This is a genomic window from Enterococcus ureilyticus, assembly GCF_001730315.1.
Taxonomy (GTDB): domain Bacteria; phylum Bacillota; class Bacilli; order Lactobacillales; family Enterococcaceae; genus Enterococcus_L; species Enterococcus_L ureilyticus.
Genome location: NZ_MIKC01000041.1, coordinates 68,258 through 85,013, shown reverse-complemented (window position 1 = coordinate 85,013; position 16,756 = coordinate 68,258). Strand labels below are relative to the sequence as shown.

Below are 16,756 nucleotides of genomic sequence, written 5' to 3'. Positions count from 1 at the left end.
CATCATCCAGTTTTTCAACTGAATGACGATAATTGTCAATTTACATATTTTTTTAAAAAGGCTGCAACTGTTTCTTGATAGGTTTTAGGATCGACTGTAAAGGCTTTAGCATGTGCAGCACCTGAAACAACATATTTCTCTTTTGGCCCATTTGTAGCATTATAGACGTCATCCAGCATTTCAAACGGAACAAACTTATCCGCATCACCATGAATAAACAACATCGGAAGCGTATTTTTCTTCAATTGTGCAACAGAACTGGCTTCACCAAAGAAATAGCCTGCACGAATTTTAGTGATCATACTTGTAACTGGCACTAATGGGAACGAAGGTAAATTAAACATATCTTTTAATTGATAAGCAAGTTCGCTATTGACCGTTGAGTAACCACAGTCCTCGACGATTGCTTTGACATTGTTAGGTAACGTTTCACCACTTGTCATCATAACGGTAGCACCCCCCATACTAATGCCATATAACGTGATTTGGGCTTCTTTACCATTTTCAGTTATAACTTTATCGATCCACTGAAGATAATCTTTTCTTTCAGGCCAGCCAAAGCCAATATAATCTCCTTCACTCTCACCATGCCCACGAGCATCTGGCACTAACACGTTATAACCCCAGTCGTGATACATTTTTGCAAAACTTGCCATTGTTTCAGCACTCCCCATATAGCCATGTGCCATAATAACATTTTTATCAGTTTTTGCTTCAGCAGGTAGATAGATAGCTTTCAGTTTTAAGCCGTCTTTAGAGGTCAAATCCCAATAAGAACGATTATGTTCATCTTGAAACCATTTTTCTTCTGGCTTTTTCGTTTCAACATCTGTTCCTGGTGTATCTCCAGCCAGAAAATCTTTTTGTGAGGGAACTACTGCATAATTATAGAAGTACATTCCTGCTCCTAACAAAACGATAACGATCAGTACCACCAAAGCGATTAAGATTTTTACTACACGATTCATCCAATTACTCCTTGTTAAAAAGCATCTATGTCGTTTATTTCGTATCAATTTCACTGACAAATGATGCAGATTTTTTTTCAAATCTTTAATAGTATAATGTTTTATAGGAGTTTTCGCAATATTAATCACAAACTATTTCATTCTTTTCTTTTAGATAATCAGCAAAAATCATCTGATAATTCTCCATAATCGTACGCTCTTTTGATAAAGAAAGGGTGTAAATTTCTGAAAGTGAAAAATAGCCAACATCACTTGTTTCGATTCCTGTTTGAATAGTGCCCGCAAGAGGTTCACAGCGAATAAAAAATTTATAAACATATGTTAAGGCTGGCGGATAGGGGTGTTTAGCTTTATCCAATACTGCAATTAAGCGTTTTGCTTTAACAGTGATTCCAGCTTCTTCCATCGTTTCTTTTTCTGCAATTTCTTTAGGTGAGTAGCCAATGTCGGCCCAGCCGCCGGGTAATGCCCAAGAGTGATCACTCTTCTCCTTCACTAATAATAGCTTTCCTTCTTGATTGAATACAACCGCTCGAACATCAACTTTTGGTGTTGCGTATCCTTCATCTCGGTCAACTAAAATCTCTATTTCTCGCTTTGTGACAGTTGGATAAAGACATGCCATCAGCTGTTTCGTTACTTGAGACAGTTCTTCGTAACGTTCTTGATCAAAGACATCTTTTCCATATCTTTTTCCAGTTTGAGCAATCCCTTGAAGCTTGGTTAGCAAAATGCTTAATTCTTTTTCCATGTGTTTCACCTCGTTTCTTTCCATTTTATCGAAAAAAGAGTTGTAAAGTAGATTTTAGGTAAAATCTTAAGAAAGAAAAAAATGAGCCTAAGTTAAAATGAAGATCATTTCAGCTTGTGCTCATTTCTACTATTATTTTTTATTTTCGATCAATTTAAAACTAGACCATGGTTTCAAAAAGTCTAATAAAAATAGCTCATCTTCTGAAATACGACCCACAACGTTTACACGTCCATCATTTTTCATTGGCTTTAAGGCAATTTGTGTTTCGCCTTTATATTGTCCATAATCAACATTATCGATTAATACGTCCCCTTTCGTCATATCTTTTGTATTATGAGCTGGGAAATCGCGGTCTTTAAAGTGAATACGTGTCATCGTAGAACGTAAAATATATTCAGAACGATCACCACGATAGCTATGCAGACTAGTAAACAATACTTCTTTTTCATCGTCCGTGATATCTGTTGCAACGTCCACTTTTATTGATGGATATTCTGCATTGAATGCATCCGCCATGGCTTTTAATTCGGCTTCTGAAGCATACGCATTCCCAATCAAAATATCATCGATCAAACCAGTTAAAACAAGGTGTTTCACTTGTGTCGCGATTTCTAAATCACGATGATCTTCCAATGAGCATAATCCATCTTGAGTTGGCCAAGGACCAAATGTAGCATCGTGTGAATTAACGAAAGCCATTGTATTTAAATTGTATTTTCTGAATTTTTCAGAACAGAAGACAAAATGATCATATCCCAATCCAGAATAACGATGCGGATAAAAGTTATGTGAGCCTAATAAGTTATCCGTGTTTGGTGAATAGCTCATAATATTATCGACGTAGCTAGTGCCAGTACTCATATTGATTTCGATTTTGATTCCATATGGATTACGTGTCATTTTGGCTTCTTCTGCACCAGTAAAGCCAACATCTAGACGTACGCCATAAGCGCCCATATCATCAAAGAATGACAAATCATCATAAGAAATATTTAATTGTTCAAATAAGGCAGGATTAATGTCCACCATCACTTCCATCCCTAGACTATTAGCATAATCCACAACTTTTTTAAACTCCGCCAAGACCTTTTCTTTATCGTCTGTAATTTGAAGTAAACTTGTAAAAACACGTTTAAATCCATACTTGTGTGCTAAATCGAGATATGCTTTGTCCTTTTCAAAAGTTGAACGTTCTGGATAAATAGAAATACCTAATTTTCCCATTATTACTGCCTCCTAAGATTTGTATTGATTATAATGTATCCATTTTCATTATAGCAGAATAAAAAAAAGTGGTCTACACCTTTTGTAAATCTTAAAAATTTTCCGTTTTGACTAGCAGTTCTATAAAGGATTTGTTATTATGAATTGTACCTATTTTTGAAAGGAAGACTTAACCTTATGAAAACAAAAAAATTCATTGCTGCTACAGCGCTTGTAACTTCATTACTCTTATTTGCAGCTTGCGGACCTAAGAATGAGAAAAAATCAGCGGATTCTTCTGCTACTGAAACAAAGACGTCTGAATCGGTCGATTTAAATGCATTAGACTTACCACAGTTGTCAGAAACTGTCGGTGAAGATGAAGATTTAGTAGAAATGGTCACAACTGAAGGAACAATTGAAATCAAATTATTTCCAAAATATGCACCAAAAGCAGTTGAAAACTTTATGACACATGCAAAAGATGGTTATTACGACAATGTAACATTCCATCGAATCGTGAAAGACTTTATGATTCAAAGTGGTGATCCAAAAGGTGATGGAACTGGTGGCGAGAGCATTTGGAATGAAGAATTTGCTCCAGAAATTTCACCAAATCTTTACCACTTAAATGGTGCTTTAGCAATGGCAAGAACTGGCGGTCCTGTAACGGATAAAACACAAGGAAGTCAATTCTATATTGTTCAAAATGAGGAGAATAAATCAGATGGTCTGCTTAAAGACGAGTATCCTGAAAAAATTATCGAAGCATATAAAAATGGTGGAACACCAGCCCTAGATTTTAACTACTCCGTGTTTGGACAAGTCATCAAAGGGATGGATATTGTGAACAAAATCAGTGATACTGAAACAAAAATGAATGAATCTGGTTCTGAAAAGAGCGTTCCAGTTAAAGATATTAAAATTGAAAAAATCAACATTTTACAGGAAGCAAAAAAGTAAATCGTTAAAAGAATGGTGCTTCGTTGCCATTCTTTTTTTCTTCATGGAGGTTTAAATTGAATAAAATAATGATTGTAGGTCCTGTTGGTAGTGGAAAAACGACATTTGCCAAGCAATTGTCTGCTAAAATTGCTGTTCCTTATTATGAACTAGACAATTTAATTTGGAATCGACACCCCTCAGGAGATAAACCATATTCTGAAGAAGAATCCTCAAAAAAATTACAAGTAATTTTAACAAATGATCGTTGGATTATCGAAGGTACTACTACGAAAGACTGGATCAAGGCTGCAATAGATTCTGCTGATACTATTTTTTTATTGCTACCTCCCTATTCTACTCGAGTGTATCGAATCGTTAGTCGCTATATCAAACAAATCACAAAGCAAGAAAAAGCGCATTACCAACCTTCTCCCCATTTATTAATAAAGATGTTTATTTGGAATCATCATTTTGAGCAAAAGAATATCTACGAACTACAAAAACTAACTGATTCTTCTCATAAAAAGCTAACTGTGTTAAAAAATCATAATGCTTTTTCATCTTATAGAACAAACGATTAGCAAAGAGATTGTGAAACTATTTCTTTCCATATCCTCATACTACAGTGAAATGACTATCCAATTTACGAATAAAGTGTTACTGTTAACAAAAGAGGTGAAAGCTAATGACGTTCAATCCACGAGTAGAAACGCTCATCCTTGAGGCTTCCAGTCGGAAAGCTCCTCATTTCGTAGCAAAGGTAATCAATTTTCAGCAATTTGACCAAGAAGACGTAAAAGACACTGCACAAAAATTAATTGAAGATGGCCGTATTAAGGCAACGATTCATTTTCATTATAATGATTTATGTACAATTGACTTTATACCTCAGGCTATTTGAACAAATTGATTACAGAAAAGACTGCATATATAATCGAGACATTTGTCGGATTATATATGCAGTCTTTTTATTATTTAATCTATCAGTTGCAATGCTTTCTCTGGAACTGCTTCTCTAGAAACCTCTTCGTACGTCTCTACGTGCGCACCTTTATTGTATATTTTCAGGTAACGGTCGGTGATTAATTCATGATCTGCTTTAAAGGTGATCTCTCTTTTTTTCCCATCCTTGTTTACAGCTTCTTGTGTATAGATCGTAATGCCATGTTCAATAATTTGATCTGCCTTTTTGGTTTTAACATATACCTCCCCTTTGCTAACAAGTGGGTTCAGCTGATCAATTGTTCCAGAAAGCTCATCTGATTGATTATTTGTATATACTGTTGCTCCGAAAAGAGCAGCTCCTCCAAGTAGAATAAGTAGAACGAATGCTTTGATTGTTTTCACATTATTTCCTCCATGTTTCATTTAATAAACTTATTTTAGCAGTAAAGCAAACAAAATAAATCAGTCGAATTCATGACATTCATTTAATACTTTTGGCATAGAAACTTCTCGGTCGCTGTAAATAGATGCTAGTTATACTGCGATCGTCTTTATATAAAAATATAAAAACAGTTGAGCTAAATCAACCAAAAGGCAATCTAGTTCAACTGTTTTAGTTAAATAGTACAATTTTGTTCAATTGTTTCAAAAATCACCTTTAGTTGCTCTGGTGTTCTGTCTACTATTCCAGAAAGACTTAACGAGGCTATTCCGGTGACAACAATCCATAAATCTAAATGCAGCTGCTCAAGTTGCTCTTTGGTAGCGGTTGCGTATCTCTCTTCTTTTTGAAGTGTTTTTTGAAACGCTAAAAATGATAATTCACGTAACTCTTGACCGTACGAATGTTGATCTATATATAAAGATATGTACAATTTGCTGTTTGAAGTTGCTAAATCGATATAATTTAATCCGAAATCAACAATCTGATTTGCTGTTTGCGTCTTAGATAAGAATTTGGCTTCCAAATGTTTATGAGTTGTTTTTAACAATGTCAATTTTAATTCTTCCATACTTTTGAATTCAAGATAAATAGGTTGAGTTGAAATTCCCATATACTCAGCTACATTTCGCGCAGTGATTGCTGAAAATCCGTGTTCAATCAATAGCTCTTGAGCAGCTGCTAAAATATGTTGTTTTTTGTATACTTTTTTTCTAACCAAAAAAATCACTCCTTTATCGGTTACCTTTATCCATTTTACTGGTTACTAGTACTCATTTTACACTCTTTTAACGCCTTATTTTTTCAATAATTACCACTATCTTGAAAAAAGCTGATAATTTTGAAAACTTTGTTGAAATATCATTGACCAATGAACGCTATAAAGGCTATAGTTAAGTTAATGATAGATAACGGGGGTATTTTTTTATGGCTAAAAATGATAGCCAGACACTTTTTTTACATACAGATAAAAAACAGTCAAACTTGAAAGAAAAAAATTTTAGCTATTATTTTCTGATAGGCTATTGTTTCATTTTAATTGTTATTGGATTGTTCAGTGAACCACAAGGGATCTTATGGTCAGGAATGTCACGTATTTTGACCTCACCTAGTAACTTGTTGACTGATTATATTGAACTTGGAACCTTTGGCAGTGCTTTTGTCAACAGCGGTTTGCTTACTTTGATCAGCGTTTTACTAGCTAAAAAAGAAAAAATACCAATCAACGGGCCTATGATTGCAGCATTATTTACTGTTTCTGGGTGTTCTTTTTTTGGAAAAAATTTATATAATTCGATTCCGATCATTATTGGCGGACTATTTTATGCAAAAATTGTGAAAAAACCTTTTTCACAGTTTATCGTCGTTAGCTTATTTGGCAGTGCCTTATCCCCTATTATTAGCTATCTTACATTCGGTATTTCGTTACCTTTAATCTATTCGATTCCATTAGGTTACTTAGTAGGAATTTTTATCGGCTTGATTTTACCTCCTTTAGCTTCTCATATTCTAACATTTCATCAAGGTTTTTCTTTGTATAATGTTGGCTTTACTTCGGGGCTTATTGCAATGATGTTCACTGGAATCCTCAGGATGTTTGGCTGGAAAATCGAAGGGAAAAATTTGGTTTCTACTGCGTATCATATTAGGCTTCTTTTCTTTCTGATATTTTTATTTATTCTGATGTTTTTAGTTGGTTTTTTTGTTAATCATCGTTCACTGAATGGATTAAAAGAGATCAGTAAAACGTCTGGAAAATTAATTACTGATTTCATTTCGATAGCAGGTGTTGGTGCTACTATGATGAATATGGCTCTAATGGGATTATTACTTGTTGGCTACACTCAAGTTAGTAAAACTACTCTTAATGGTCCAATTGTGGGGGCAATTTTGTCTGCTGTTGGGTTCAGTGCCTTTGGGAATCATCTTTTTAACAGTCTACCGCTACTAATCAGCGTCTATTTAACAGCTTTGTGGTCTTCGGTCTTTGAAGTTAGCCAAACAACCGTCGTAATTGCTGGCATTTTCGGGACTAGCTTAGCTCCGATTGCTGGGTATTATGGTATTACTTTTGGCCTAATTGCAGGATTTTTACATATGTCATTGGTCACAAATGTCAGCTATCTTCATGGTGGACTAAATCTTTATAATAACGGATTTTCTACTGGTTTTGTCGCAGCAGTCATGGTACCATTACTTGATAATATTTTACAGATCAGAAAGGTGAAACAACATGCAAGAAAGAGACAAGGCTAAGCGAATTATAGATGAATTATTGACTTACTTCTTTTCAAACGATATTGAAGAAATCCGAATTGGCGTAGATTTTACATTGGAAGGTTTTTATATAAGCATACAAGGGAAAACTGAACAAGAGCCTGACAATCTCCTTTATTTATTAGAGCTACTCAATACACCTAGGGATCTAAGTATTGAAAGTTATTATGATGAATTGCTTGGGATCACCCATCATGAAGAAGAAGATTATCATTTATTAGGTTTAATGATCGACGAAGCAGAAATTAGTTTTGATGCTCCTCTTTTCGAAATTAAAGTATTTAGAAAAAAGTAACGGTATCTTAAAAAGGCAGAAGAACTAGCCATTGCCTCACATTGACTAGCTTTTCTGCCTTTTTATTTATATTTCGCACAAGTCCACTACTTTCTTTGGTTTCTTGTAAGTCAAAGAAAAAACACCCAAATAATTGAGTGTTTTAATTTGAAGTTATTTACCATCTACGATATTTAAACGAACTTTTTTAGGCCCATCCACACGCACACTGTAAACAATTGTACGAATTGCTTTCGCTACACGTCCTTGTTTGCCAATGATACGGCCAATATCTTCAGGTGATACAGTCAGATTATACTCTAAAAAAACATCAGATTCTTCTATTTCTAATTTGACCATCTCAGGTTGACTGACTAATGGACGAACGATAGTTAAGACTAACTCTTTCACATCTGTCATCATCGATCACCTTATTTCTTTTCAAGTTTAGCTTCATGGTGTTTTTTCATAACGCCTTCTTTTGAAAGGATGTTACGAACTGTATCTGAAGGCTGAGCGCCTTTAGACAACCAGTCTAAAACTAAATCTTCTTTTAAAACTACTTCTGCAGGATCTTTTAAAGGATTGTAAGTTCCAACAGTTTCGATGAAACGTCCATCACGAGGAGAACGAGAATCTGCAACTACAATACGGTAAAAAGGACTTTTTTTAGAACCCATGCGTTTTAAACGAATTTTTACTGACATTTTATATATTACACCTCCATTAACTTAATCACAAATGTTAGTTTAACAGATTTCCAATCACCTGTAAAGAGTTTTTTCTTGACACCTTATAAAAACCTTTAAAGCACTGATTTTTGGCACTTTTAACTTCATATGGTATACTTATTTCACCTTGGCAGGGGCAATCAACACTTGCTTAACAAAAATAAGCTATGAACGAAAAAAGGTAATTCTTTGTCGTCGTTCGTAGCTTGTTTTTAGATTATCTTAGTCAGTTATTTCGTAAATATAGTAATCAAAAAGCGTCTGCTCCTTAAATCCTATGGAGCGATATAAATGAAGCGCTGTTTCATTCGTTGATTCTACTTCTAAATAAATGTTTTTTGCTTGTTTTTCCAGTAATTCTTGGATGGTCTGGCTGATTACTTTTCTACCTATTCCTTGATTTCGAAATTCTGATCTTACCACAAAACCGTAAAGTCCAGAAGAATTCCCTTCATTTTCTACTCTGATACTTGCGATGACTTGCTCATTTTTTCTTAGAACAAGTGTCTTTTCTAAATCTTCAGGATCTAATGGCATAGTCTCATTCGCTAGTTGATTTTCTTCTAACGAAGCAATCATCCCTGCTTCCTCTTTTTTTGCAGGTTCTAGCGAAACATTAGTAGATTTGGGCTCAAATTGATTGATTGATTACTAAAATCATTGAGTATTCTGAAAAGACATATTTATACCGATTTACCCCTTCCATATAACTCCTAAAAAAAGTATCCTTTCGATCTGTGATTAATAAAATTTTATTGATTTTTTCTTGTTGGCTAAACGTCCGTATTGTCTTATTCATTTCGTTGAGAATTTTTTGATCCGGTCTCACAATGAGTGTTACCTCTAGTGCTTCAGGATCAAAATTGCTCATCGCAGCATAGCCGACTAATTCATCTTTATCCCAGTATAACAAGTGATTTATTTTGTTATTTTGAAATTTAAAAAAACTTAAATCAAGTTTGTATTCAATAGAGTAAAGGAAGCTATTGTTTTCTTTTAATGTTTGAATAGCGCTGACTTCATATGCCTTCAGTTCTTTTTGAATCGTTTGTCTGATTGTCATACTTGCTCCTTTCCTGTCTCCTAAGTTAGGTTGATTATATAGGAACGTTCAAAGAAAAACAATGAAACATTCCATCCTCATTTTTCAATTTGTCTCTTTTCCAATCCTTGATTAATTTACGAGATTTCGTTTCAGTAACTTAACTAGATCTATCTTTCATTACTTACATAACGTAGATTGATTGCTGAGCAAAAGAGTGAATTCTTGCAAAACCAAGCTTTTAGATTTAAAATTTAATAAACTATGTTATTTATCGAATGGAGGAATAATTTATGAAGAAAAAAATTGGTTTTTTTGTCGGAAGTTTGAGAAAAGGCTCTTATAGTAAAACCGTAGCAACTGCTCTTGCCAGTTTATTCCCAGAGGATTATGAACCTATTTTTATTCATTTGGATAATTTAGAGATGTATAATCAGGATTTAGATGATGAAGGGACCCCTCCTGCAGCTTGGACAAAGTTTAGAGCAGAAGTCAAAGAACTTTCAGGACTTGTTTTTGTCACACCAGAATATAATCGCTCTGTTCCGGGCGTGTTGAAAAATGCTTTAGATGTTGGCTCACGTCCTTACGGTCAAAATGTTTGGGATGGCAAACCGGGGCTTGTTGTCAGTGTATCGCCTGGTGCTCTAAGTGCCTTCGGTGCAAACCATCATTTGCGTCAATCACTTGTTTTCCTTAATGTACCAACTTTACAACAGCCAGAAGCTTATATTGGAAATGTTGTCAGCCTAATTAATGAGGATGGAACGATTACTGAAAATACCATGAGCTTTTTCAAAACCATTGTTGACTCTTACCTTGTTCTTTTAGAAAAAAATAGGTAATCCAATAATAAATAGGCTAAATCAAAACGGTATTCAGTTTTGGTTTAGCCTATTTATTATTGGATTTCTTCATATCGAAAGCAAGTTGTTACATGATCATTGATGATGCCCACGGCTTCCAAGAAAGCATAGATAATCGTACTACCAACAAACTTAAAGCCTATTCTCTTTAAATCTTTCGTAATGGTATCAGATAAATCATTTGTTGTGGGAACTTCTGTCTGGTCAGTGTAAGCATTTTTTAAAACTTTATGCTGATTGAATGCCCATAAATAATCTGAGAACGAACCAAATTCTTTTTGAATTTCAATAACTTTTTGAGCGTTGTGAATAGTGGCTTCGATTTTCCTGCGATTACGGATGATTCCTGGATTAGTTAAAAGTTCTTCGACTTTTTTTTCATCATAAGCTGCAACTTTCTTTAAGTTAAACTCATCAAATGCCTCATCGAAATGATCTTCTTTATTTAAAATAGTTTGCCAACTTAGACCTGCTTGATTGATATCTAAACTCAACTTTCTAAATAGGCGCTGGTCGTCATATAAAGGAATACCCCAAATCGTATCATGATAGAGTTTCATTTTTTCATTTTCTTGTGCCCAAGAACATCTCTGCTTCAACTGATCCCCTCCCAAGACTTTGATTTTAGTCATTTCTCTTTATTTTACCAAAATTTCTAAAAAAATGTTTACAACCCGAACTGTACTATGTATACTAGTACACAACAAACACTCTTTTTAGAAAGGAGACATCTATGGTTTCTATTAATAAAACTAGTAGTAAACCTTATTATGAGCAATTAATGTTAGGGATCAAAGAAGATATCCTGAACGGTTTATTACAATCTGGTGACCGCCTCCCCTCCGTACGAGAAATGGCTCGTCAGCTTATGATGAACCCTAATACAGTTAGTAAGGCCTATAAACTATTAGAAGCACAAGAAGTCATCGTTACGGTTAAAGGCAAAGGCACTTATGTAAAAAAAATTGATCCAACACTCCGTGACGAATACCAAATACAAAAAATCAAAAATAAATTTAACGAGTTAATTATTGAAGCGAATTATCTAAACGTTTCTAAAGACGAATTAACGCAATGGCTGGAGGAAAGTGATCAACAGTTGAAAGGAGAATCTATATGAAAATAGAGAATTTACAAAAAGGAATTGATCAACAAGATATCTTACAAGATATCAATTTGACATTGAAACAAGGAGAAATCGTGGGCTTGATTGGTCGAAACGGTTCTGGTAAAACTACCTTCTTTAGATCTCTAGCAGGTCACTACGAGTTGGATCAAGGGAAAATCTTTATCAATCAAGAAGACATTCAAATCAATAAGATACTTAGACAAAAAATATTTTATATCGATGAACAATACAACTTTCTCTCAAACTATTCATTAAACAAACTATTGTTCTTTTATCAACATGCTTATGCCGACTTTAACAAAGAAAAATATTTAAGTTTGACTAAGAAAAACAAGCTACATCCTCACCTTAAATATCGCGCAATGTCTAAAGGAATGCAGGGACTTTATAAGACGATTTTGGCTATTTGTTCGAATGCTGAGTATCTTTTGCTAGATGAACCTTTGGATGGGCTCGATGTGATTGTTAAAAAAAATGTTTTAGGGATTCTTTTAGAAGATGTCAGTGAAAATAACCGTTCGATCATTATCTCTTCTCACAATTTAAATGAGTTAGAAAGTATTATCGATCGTGCATTGATTTTAAAACATACAAGGATTCAATTGGATTATCACCTAGAAGCATTAAGAGAGAACGCTCGCAAAATCCAACTGGTTTTCAAAACAAAAAAAGTCCCAACTCTCGTTAAAGAAAATAGTCAGCTTCTACATTTTCAAGGACGCGTTATTACAGCCATTTTTGAAAATTATACAGAAGAATTACAAACATTGATACAAGCTGAGCAACCTATCTTATTTGAGGAACTGCCCTTGACACTAGAAGATGTCTTTGAAGCAAATCTTGCCAATAAGAACGAAGTCAATTCTTTGGGAGGAGTAATTTTATGAATAAACAATTAATGATTATTTTGAAAAAACGCTATGGACTTGCTTTGATCGTTACAAGTCTCTTGATTTTAGTATTTTATGGCTATCTAGGAATTAATGACGTTAATCGCTGGAAAGCAATGGAAAGTTATTATGACTCCGAACAATACATCAAAGATTTAAATGAGATAGCAGACGAAGAAAATCCTAGATATAAAGGCTTGTCAGTAGATGAACGCCTAGCTTTAGATAAAAAAGAAGGATTAAGCTTATTTTATCAAACGAATTCTTATGATGAACAAGGAAAAATAATTTCCGATTCTGACAAAGATCAACCCTATTACTCTATGTATTTTAATGAAAACTCGCTGCTCTTAATCGCAGTTGTGTCAACAATTGGATTCTTTCTATTTTTTGCTGATTTAAAAACTTCTTTCAATGAATTTCTTTTCTCATTAGGTGTTTCTAAGCGGAGGATCTATTACTCGAAACTCGTTTTGATTGCTTTGCCAATTTTACTTAGTATCCTTTTAGCAAAAATTCTATTTGTTGGAATTATTACAACAGGAATTCCTGCTGAGTATGTGAATATTAGTATGACGGATCTCGCTAAGAATATTTTAGCCAGTTGGACCACTTGTATTCTCTATTTCTTTGTTTCGGTTTTTATTGGGCTAGTAACAGGGAACATGTTGTTAGGACCGCTTACGGCTTTTGGCTTTTGTGTGTCATTAGAGTTTTTCATCACTGGTATCACAAATGCGTGGTATTACTTCACTCACGCGACAACAGATGTATATATAACAGGAAAATTTTTCGTCTACACCGTCACAAAAGATCCGATTTCTACTGTTCCAATTATGTTAGCTGTTGTTTCATCATTACTGCTATTTGTTTTAGGTGCTATTTTATTTCCTTCCCTTACGTTGGAGAAGAGAGGAAACTATTTACTGTTTGACAAGCTGAAAATACCCTTTATTGTTGCCATGACGATTTATGTTCCAATCGTTCTTGTATTCAGTCAAGGCGTTTATTATGGTGAAGACCAGCCATCCCCTATTCCTGCTTTGTTAATTTATGGAATCATCACAGCTATGATTGGAACATATCTGGTTTTTAGAAAAGAATTTCAGGAATGGTTCAATCAGAAACAGCAAATCAAAGATAGTATTCGTATTGAATAATAGTTACTACTCTCTACAAAAATAAAGCTGTCAAAATCTTTAGATTTTGGACAGCTTTATTTTTGTCTCTATTTTTTCTTCTTTTTCTTCTTCTTGTTTTTCTTCACCATGCGATTCATGGCCATTTTTCCAAGTTTTCCTTTAATACCTCCACCAAGCATTTGATCCATGCCCGGAATATCCATGTTGCCTTTAGACATTTGCTGCATCATTTTTTTAGATTCTTTAAATTGTTTGATCATTCGATTAACTTCAACAACATTATTACCAGAACCAGCAGCAATTCGACGACGGCGGCTTGGATTCAATAGATCCGGATTTTCTCTTTCAGCAGGTGTCATTGAAAGGACCATTGCTTTTTTACGCGCTACATCTTTAGGATCGACTTTGACATTTTCTAAGCCAGGCATATTATTCATGCCGGGAATCATTTTCAATAAATCTTCAATTGGTCCCATCCCCATTACTTGGTCTAGCTGCTCAATAAAATCATTGAAGTCAAAGCTGTTTTCTTTCATTTTTACTGCAAGTTCTTCAGCTTTTTTCTCATCGTAATCTTGTTGGGCTTTTTCAATCAAGGTCAGCATATCGCCCATCCCTAAAATACGGCTGGACATACGATCTGGGTGGAAAATTTCTAAATCGGTTAGTTTTTCACCAGAACCGATAAATTTGATTGGTGCGCCCGTGACAGAACGAATAGAAAGTGCCGCACCGCCTCGCGTATCCCCATCAAGTTTAGTGATCACAACCCCTGTAATTCCTAATTGCTGATTAAAACTATCCGCAACATTGACCGCATCTTGCCCTGTCATTGCATCAACAACAAGCAAAATATCATCTGGTTGTGCGATTTCTTTAATTTGTTTTAGTTCATCCATCAACGTCTCATCAATATGTAGACGTCCAGCCGTATCGATCAGGACATAATCATTTTTCTTTTCTTTGGCTAGTTCCATTCCTTGACGAACAATTTCTACTGGACTAACCTCTGTGCCCATATCAAAAACGGGTACATCTAATTGCTGACCTAACACTTTCAATTGATCAATCGCTGCTGGACGATAAACATCGGCTGCAATCATTAATGGACGAGCCTTTTCTGTTTTAATCAAATGATTGGCTAATTTACCACCAAAAGTTGTTTTACCAGCCCCTTGTAGTCCGACCATCATGATCACTGTTGGAATGCGCTCTGACTTGTTCAAGCCTACTGTTTCTGAACCTAATGTTGCTGTTAATTCCTCATCAACAATTTTAACGATTTGTTGCGCTGGTGATAGGCTTTCAAGAACTTCGACTCCAACCGCACGTTCACGAACACGCTTAGTAAAATCTTTCACCACTTGTAAATTTACATCGGCTTCTAATAAAGCCAAACGTATTTCTCTCATCATTTCTTTTACGTCAGCTTCAGATACTTTTCCTTTACGACGTAATTTGCTCATTGCCTGTTGTAGGCGATCTGTTAAACTTTCAAAAGCCATAATCTCATTCCTCTACTTCTTGTATTTGTTCTATATATTGGACGATCGTTGTATCTTTCGGATAGGTCTCTTTCACGTACTTTTTTAAATTATCTAGTAATTCACCACGTACGATGTAATCAGAAAATAAATGAAGTTTTTTCTCATACTCTTCTAAAATTTTTTCAGTACGCTTAATATTATCATAAACTGCTTGTCGACTGATATCATATTCTTCAGCAATTTCACCTAAAGAAAAATCATCCGCGTAATACATCTCCATATAATTCATTTGTTTTTCGGTCAACAAAGTGGAGTAAAATTCAAATAAAGCATTCATTCGATTGGTTTTTTCAATTTCCATAATTGTTACTCCCATCTTCAATCCCTTTTAGGTTACCGATTTCAGAGTGATTAGTCAATAGTTCTTCTTTGATTTTCAAGGATTTTTTCAAAAGAGGAGATCAGTCGGTTATAATAACTTTGTGCATTGGTACAAAAATCTTGCTTAAAAAAGCTCTCTTCCACTATTTCTTGATGTAGATTTTTCTGTCGATACCCAGTTAAAGTCATTTTTGCACTAGGATCATTAAATAGTTTTTTTAAACTAGCCAACGAGATAGAAAATAAGCTATCTACCTCTTCTTCTTGTAATTGAAAATCTCCTAATAAGATTTCTTGTTCTACTAAGTAAACATTTGTAAATTCATTATCAATAAAGTTTTTCAAACAAATTTCAACTGGGAACACACCTAAACATTCCACTTGATCCATTGTGATCTCAATCCCTAATTCTTCCTTTACTTCTCTAAAACCATCCGTCACAGATTCTTCTGCTAATAAGTGACCAGCGGCGGTAATATCTAATTGATTAGGAAAATCTTTCTTTGTAGCTGAACGCTTTTGAAAATAAATGAAAAGTTCATGTTCTTTTATGATATAAAACCAGCAATGAAATGTTTCATGCCAGAAGCCATAAGTATGCGCCGCTTGTCTTGTTGCGGTACCAATTTGTCGATAATGGCTATCAAACGTTTTTAATACTTCATTTTCTGACATCTAAACTTCCTCACGGTCCATAACGATGCGCCAATCACTTTCTGAAACCACTTCTAGCCCTTTAAGGATAAAGTATGCAGCCGCTACTCCTGGCCCGCTTCGATGGTTGCCGGAAAATGTGCCATCGTAAATCGTATTGTTTCCACATGATGGACTGTTTTCTTTCAAAATAATCGTTGTGATCTTTTCTTCCCTCAATTTTTGATAAGCAGTGATTGCTCCTTGTTTAAATAGATCGGTCACATCTTCTCCAGTATTCGTCAAAACTTGTGCAGTATCATTCCACACATCAAATCCATCTCCACCAATAATTTCAGCAGGCTCTCTAGGTATTGGCAAGCCTCCTAAAACTTCTGGACAAACCAATATTGCTTGACCACTTGCTACTAATTTTTTTAAAGCTGAGATCTCTTTTGCTTGACCATCATAACGACAACAAACACCACCCAAGCATGCGCTGATTCCAATCATTTACTTCCCTCATTTCAGTCTTCATTATTATACCATTTCTTTTGCTTTGAAAGTAGTTTTAGAAACATTCCATAAAGTTTTTGATACCGAAGGATTTGTGATAAAATGACGTTGTATTCATTTCATATCTAAAG

General features: G+C 34.7%; 23 protein-coding genes. 9 read left to right on the top strand and 14 right to left on the bottom strand.

Features of this window, described 5'->3' with window-relative positions; all coding sequences use genetic code 11:
• Positions 1-35: 35 nt before the first annotated feature.
• The 3 genes from BCR24_RS15120 to BCR24_RS15110 form a co-directional block, all read right to left on the bottom strand.
• Positions 36-968, bottom strand: a complete 933-nt coding sequence (locus BCR24_RS15120; RefSeq protein WP_069641329.1) for an alpha/beta hydrolase — start codon at positions 966-968, stop codon at positions 36-38.
• A gap of 121 nt (positions 969-1,089) precedes the next feature.
• Positions 1,090-1,719, bottom strand: coding sequence for an NUDIX hydrolase (locus BCR24_RS15115; protein ID WP_069641328.1), 630 nt, complete (start codon positions 1,717-1,719; stop codon positions 1,090-1,092).
• Between the two features lie 132 nt (positions 1,720-1,851).
• On the bottom strand, positions 1,852-2,946 hold the full coding sequence (locus BCR24_RS15110; RefSeq protein WP_069641327.1) for a DUF871 domain-containing protein: 1,095 nt from the start codon (positions 2,944-2,946) through the stop codon (positions 1,852-1,854).
• Positions 2,947-3,123: 177 nt separating this feature from the next.
• Here BCR24_RS15110 and BCR24_RS15105 point away from each other — a divergent pair, with 177 nt between their 5' ends.
• From BCR24_RS15105 to BCR24_RS15095, 3 genes are all read left to right on the top strand, one after another.
• Positions 3,124-3,888 (top strand): peptidylprolyl isomerase, encoded by a 765-nt coding sequence (locus BCR24_RS15105; protein ID WP_069641326.1) that lies wholly within the window; start codon positions 3,124-3,126, stop codon positions 3,886-3,888.
• 56 nt (positions 3,889-3,944) lie between these two features.
• Entirely contained in the window at positions 3,945-4,451 is a 507-nt protein-coding gene (locus BCR24_RS15100) for a P-loop NTPase family protein (protein WP_069641325.1), read from the top strand.
• A 104-nt stretch (positions 4,452-4,555) separates the two neighbouring features.
• On the top strand, positions 4,556-4,771 hold the full coding sequence (locus tag BCR24_RS15095) for a hypothetical protein (RefSeq protein ID WP_069641324.1): 216 nt from the start codon (positions 4,556-4,558) through the stop codon (positions 4,769-4,771).
• 74 nt (positions 4,772-4,845) lie between these two features.
• Here the strand turns inward: BCR24_RS15095 and BCR24_RS15090 are convergent, their stop codons facing one another.
• Both BCR24_RS15090 and BCR24_RS15085 read right to left on the bottom strand, forming a co-directional pair.
• The gene (locus BCR24_RS15090; RefSeq protein WP_069641323.1) at positions 4,846-5,217 is read right to left on the bottom strand and encodes a YxeA family protein; all 372 of its coding nucleotides are present in this window, start codon (positions 5,215-5,217) and stop codon (positions 4,846-4,848) included.
• A 215-nt stretch (positions 5,218-5,432) separates the two neighbouring features.
• A complete protein-coding gene (locus BCR24_RS15085) occupies positions 5,433-5,987 on the bottom strand; it encodes a TetR/AcrR family transcriptional regulator (protein ID WP_240604495.1) in 555 nt (184 codons plus the stop codon).
• A 197-nt stretch (positions 5,988-6,184) separates the two neighbouring features.
• On the opposite strand from BCR24_RS15085, the gene BCR24_RS15080 reads away from it, so the two are divergent.
• Positions 6,185-7,513 carry a DUF1576 domain-containing protein gene (locus tag BCR24_RS15080; RefSeq protein ID WP_069641321.1) on the top strand — a complete coding sequence of 443 codons (1,329 nt, stop codon included), beginning with the start codon at positions 6,185-6,187 and terminating at the stop codon, positions 7,511-7,513.
• Positions 7,491-7,829, top strand: coding sequence for a hypothetical protein (locus BCR24_RS15075; protein ID WP_069641320.1), 339 nt, complete (start codon positions 7,491-7,493; stop codon positions 7,827-7,829). The genes BCR24_RS15080 and BCR24_RS15075 overlap by 23 nt, the downstream gene beginning before the upstream one ends.
• A gap of 153 nt (positions 7,830-7,982) precedes the next feature.
• Here BCR24_RS15075 and BCR24_RS15070 read toward each other — a convergent pair whose 3' ends face one another.
• From BCR24_RS15070 to BCR24_RS17215, 4 genes are all read right to left on the bottom strand, one after another.
• Positions 7,983-8,228, bottom strand: a complete 246-nt coding sequence (locus tag BCR24_RS15070) for a KH domain-containing protein (RefSeq protein ID WP_069641319.1) — start codon at positions 8,226-8,228, stop codon at positions 7,983-7,985.
• 11 nt (positions 8,229-8,239) lie between these two features.
• Positions 8,240-8,515: a 30S ribosomal protein S16 gene (gene rpsP, locus BCR24_RS15065; RefSeq protein ID WP_010761445.1), complete on the bottom strand. Its 276-nt coding sequence runs from the start codon at positions 8,513-8,515 to the stop codon at positions 8,240-8,242.
• Positions 8,516-8,761: 246 nt separating this feature from the next.
• Positions 8,762-9,118, bottom strand: a complete 357-nt coding sequence (locus BCR24_RS17220; protein ID WP_239574137.1) for a GNAT family N-acetyltransferase — start codon at positions 9,116-9,118, stop codon at positions 8,762-8,764.
• A gap of 52 nt (positions 9,119-9,170) precedes the next feature.
• On the bottom strand, positions 9,171-9,602 hold the full coding sequence (locus BCR24_RS17215) for a hypothetical protein (protein ID WP_239574138.1): 432 nt from the start codon (positions 9,600-9,602) through the stop codon (positions 9,171-9,173).
• Positions 9,603-9,874: 272 nt separating this feature from the next.
• On the opposite strand from BCR24_RS17215, the gene BCR24_RS15055 reads away from it, so the two are divergent.
• Positions 9,875-10,426, top strand: a complete 552-nt coding sequence (locus BCR24_RS15055; RefSeq protein WP_069641318.1) for an NADPH-dependent FMN reductase — start codon at positions 9,875-9,877, stop codon at positions 10,424-10,426.
• A 56-nt stretch (positions 10,427-10,482) separates the two neighbouring features.
• Here BCR24_RS15055 and BCR24_RS15050 read toward each other — a convergent pair whose 3' ends face one another.
• Positions 10,483-11,079: a DNA-3-methyladenine glycosylase I gene (locus tag BCR24_RS15050; protein ID WP_069641317.1), complete on the bottom strand. Its 597-nt coding sequence runs from the start codon at positions 11,077-11,079 to the stop codon at positions 10,483-10,485.
• Between the two features lie 101 nt (positions 11,080-11,180).
• Between BCR24_RS15050 and BCR24_RS15045 the strand changes: the two genes are divergently transcribed.
• Genes BCR24_RS15045 through BCR24_RS15035 form a run of 3 tightly spaced genes read left to right on the top strand, consistent with a single transcriptional unit; the run spans position 11,181 to position 13,626 of the window.
• On the top strand, positions 11,181-11,567 hold the full coding sequence (locus tag BCR24_RS15045; protein WP_069641316.1) for a GntR family transcriptional regulator: 387 nt from the start codon (positions 11,181-11,183) through the stop codon (positions 11,565-11,567).
• Entirely contained in the window at positions 11,564-12,463 is a 900-nt protein-coding gene (locus BCR24_RS15040; protein WP_069641315.1) for an ATP-binding cassette domain-containing protein, read from the top strand. Before BCR24_RS15045 ends, BCR24_RS15040 begins: the two co-directional genes overlap by 4 nt.
• A complete protein-coding gene (locus BCR24_RS15035; RefSeq protein ID WP_069641314.1) occupies positions 12,460-13,626 on the top strand; it encodes an ABC transporter permease in 1,167 nt (388 codons plus the stop codon). Before BCR24_RS15040 ends, BCR24_RS15035 begins: the two co-directional genes overlap by 4 nt.
• 68 nt (positions 13,627-13,694) lie before the next feature.
• Here BCR24_RS15035 and ffh read toward each other — a convergent pair whose 3' ends face one another.
• Genes ffh through BCR24_RS15015 form a run of 4 tightly spaced genes read right to left on the bottom strand, consistent with a single transcriptional unit; the run spans position 13,695 to position 16,622 of the window.
• Complete coding sequence (gene ffh / locus BCR24_RS15030; RefSeq protein WP_069641313.1) at positions 13,695-15,113, bottom strand: signal recognition particle protein; 1,419 nt, start codon at positions 15,111-15,113, stop codon at positions 13,695-13,697.
• A 4-nt stretch (positions 15,114-15,117) separates the two neighbouring features.
• On the bottom strand, positions 15,118-15,456 hold the full coding sequence (locus tag BCR24_RS15025) for a putative DNA-binding protein (protein WP_069641312.1): 339 nt from the start codon (positions 15,454-15,456) through the stop codon (positions 15,118-15,120).
• 50 nt (positions 15,457-15,506) lie between these two features.
• Positions 15,507-16,151 carry an NUDIX hydrolase gene (locus tag BCR24_RS15020; RefSeq protein WP_069641311.1) on the bottom strand — a complete coding sequence of 215 codons (645 nt, stop codon included), beginning with the start codon at positions 16,149-16,151 and terminating at the stop codon, positions 15,507-15,509.
• On the bottom strand, positions 16,152-16,622 hold the full coding sequence (locus BCR24_RS15015) for a 2-thiouracil desulfurase family protein (RefSeq protein WP_069641310.1): 471 nt from the start codon (positions 16,620-16,622) through the stop codon (positions 16,152-16,154).
• Positions 16,623-16,756: the final 134 nt, after the last annotated feature.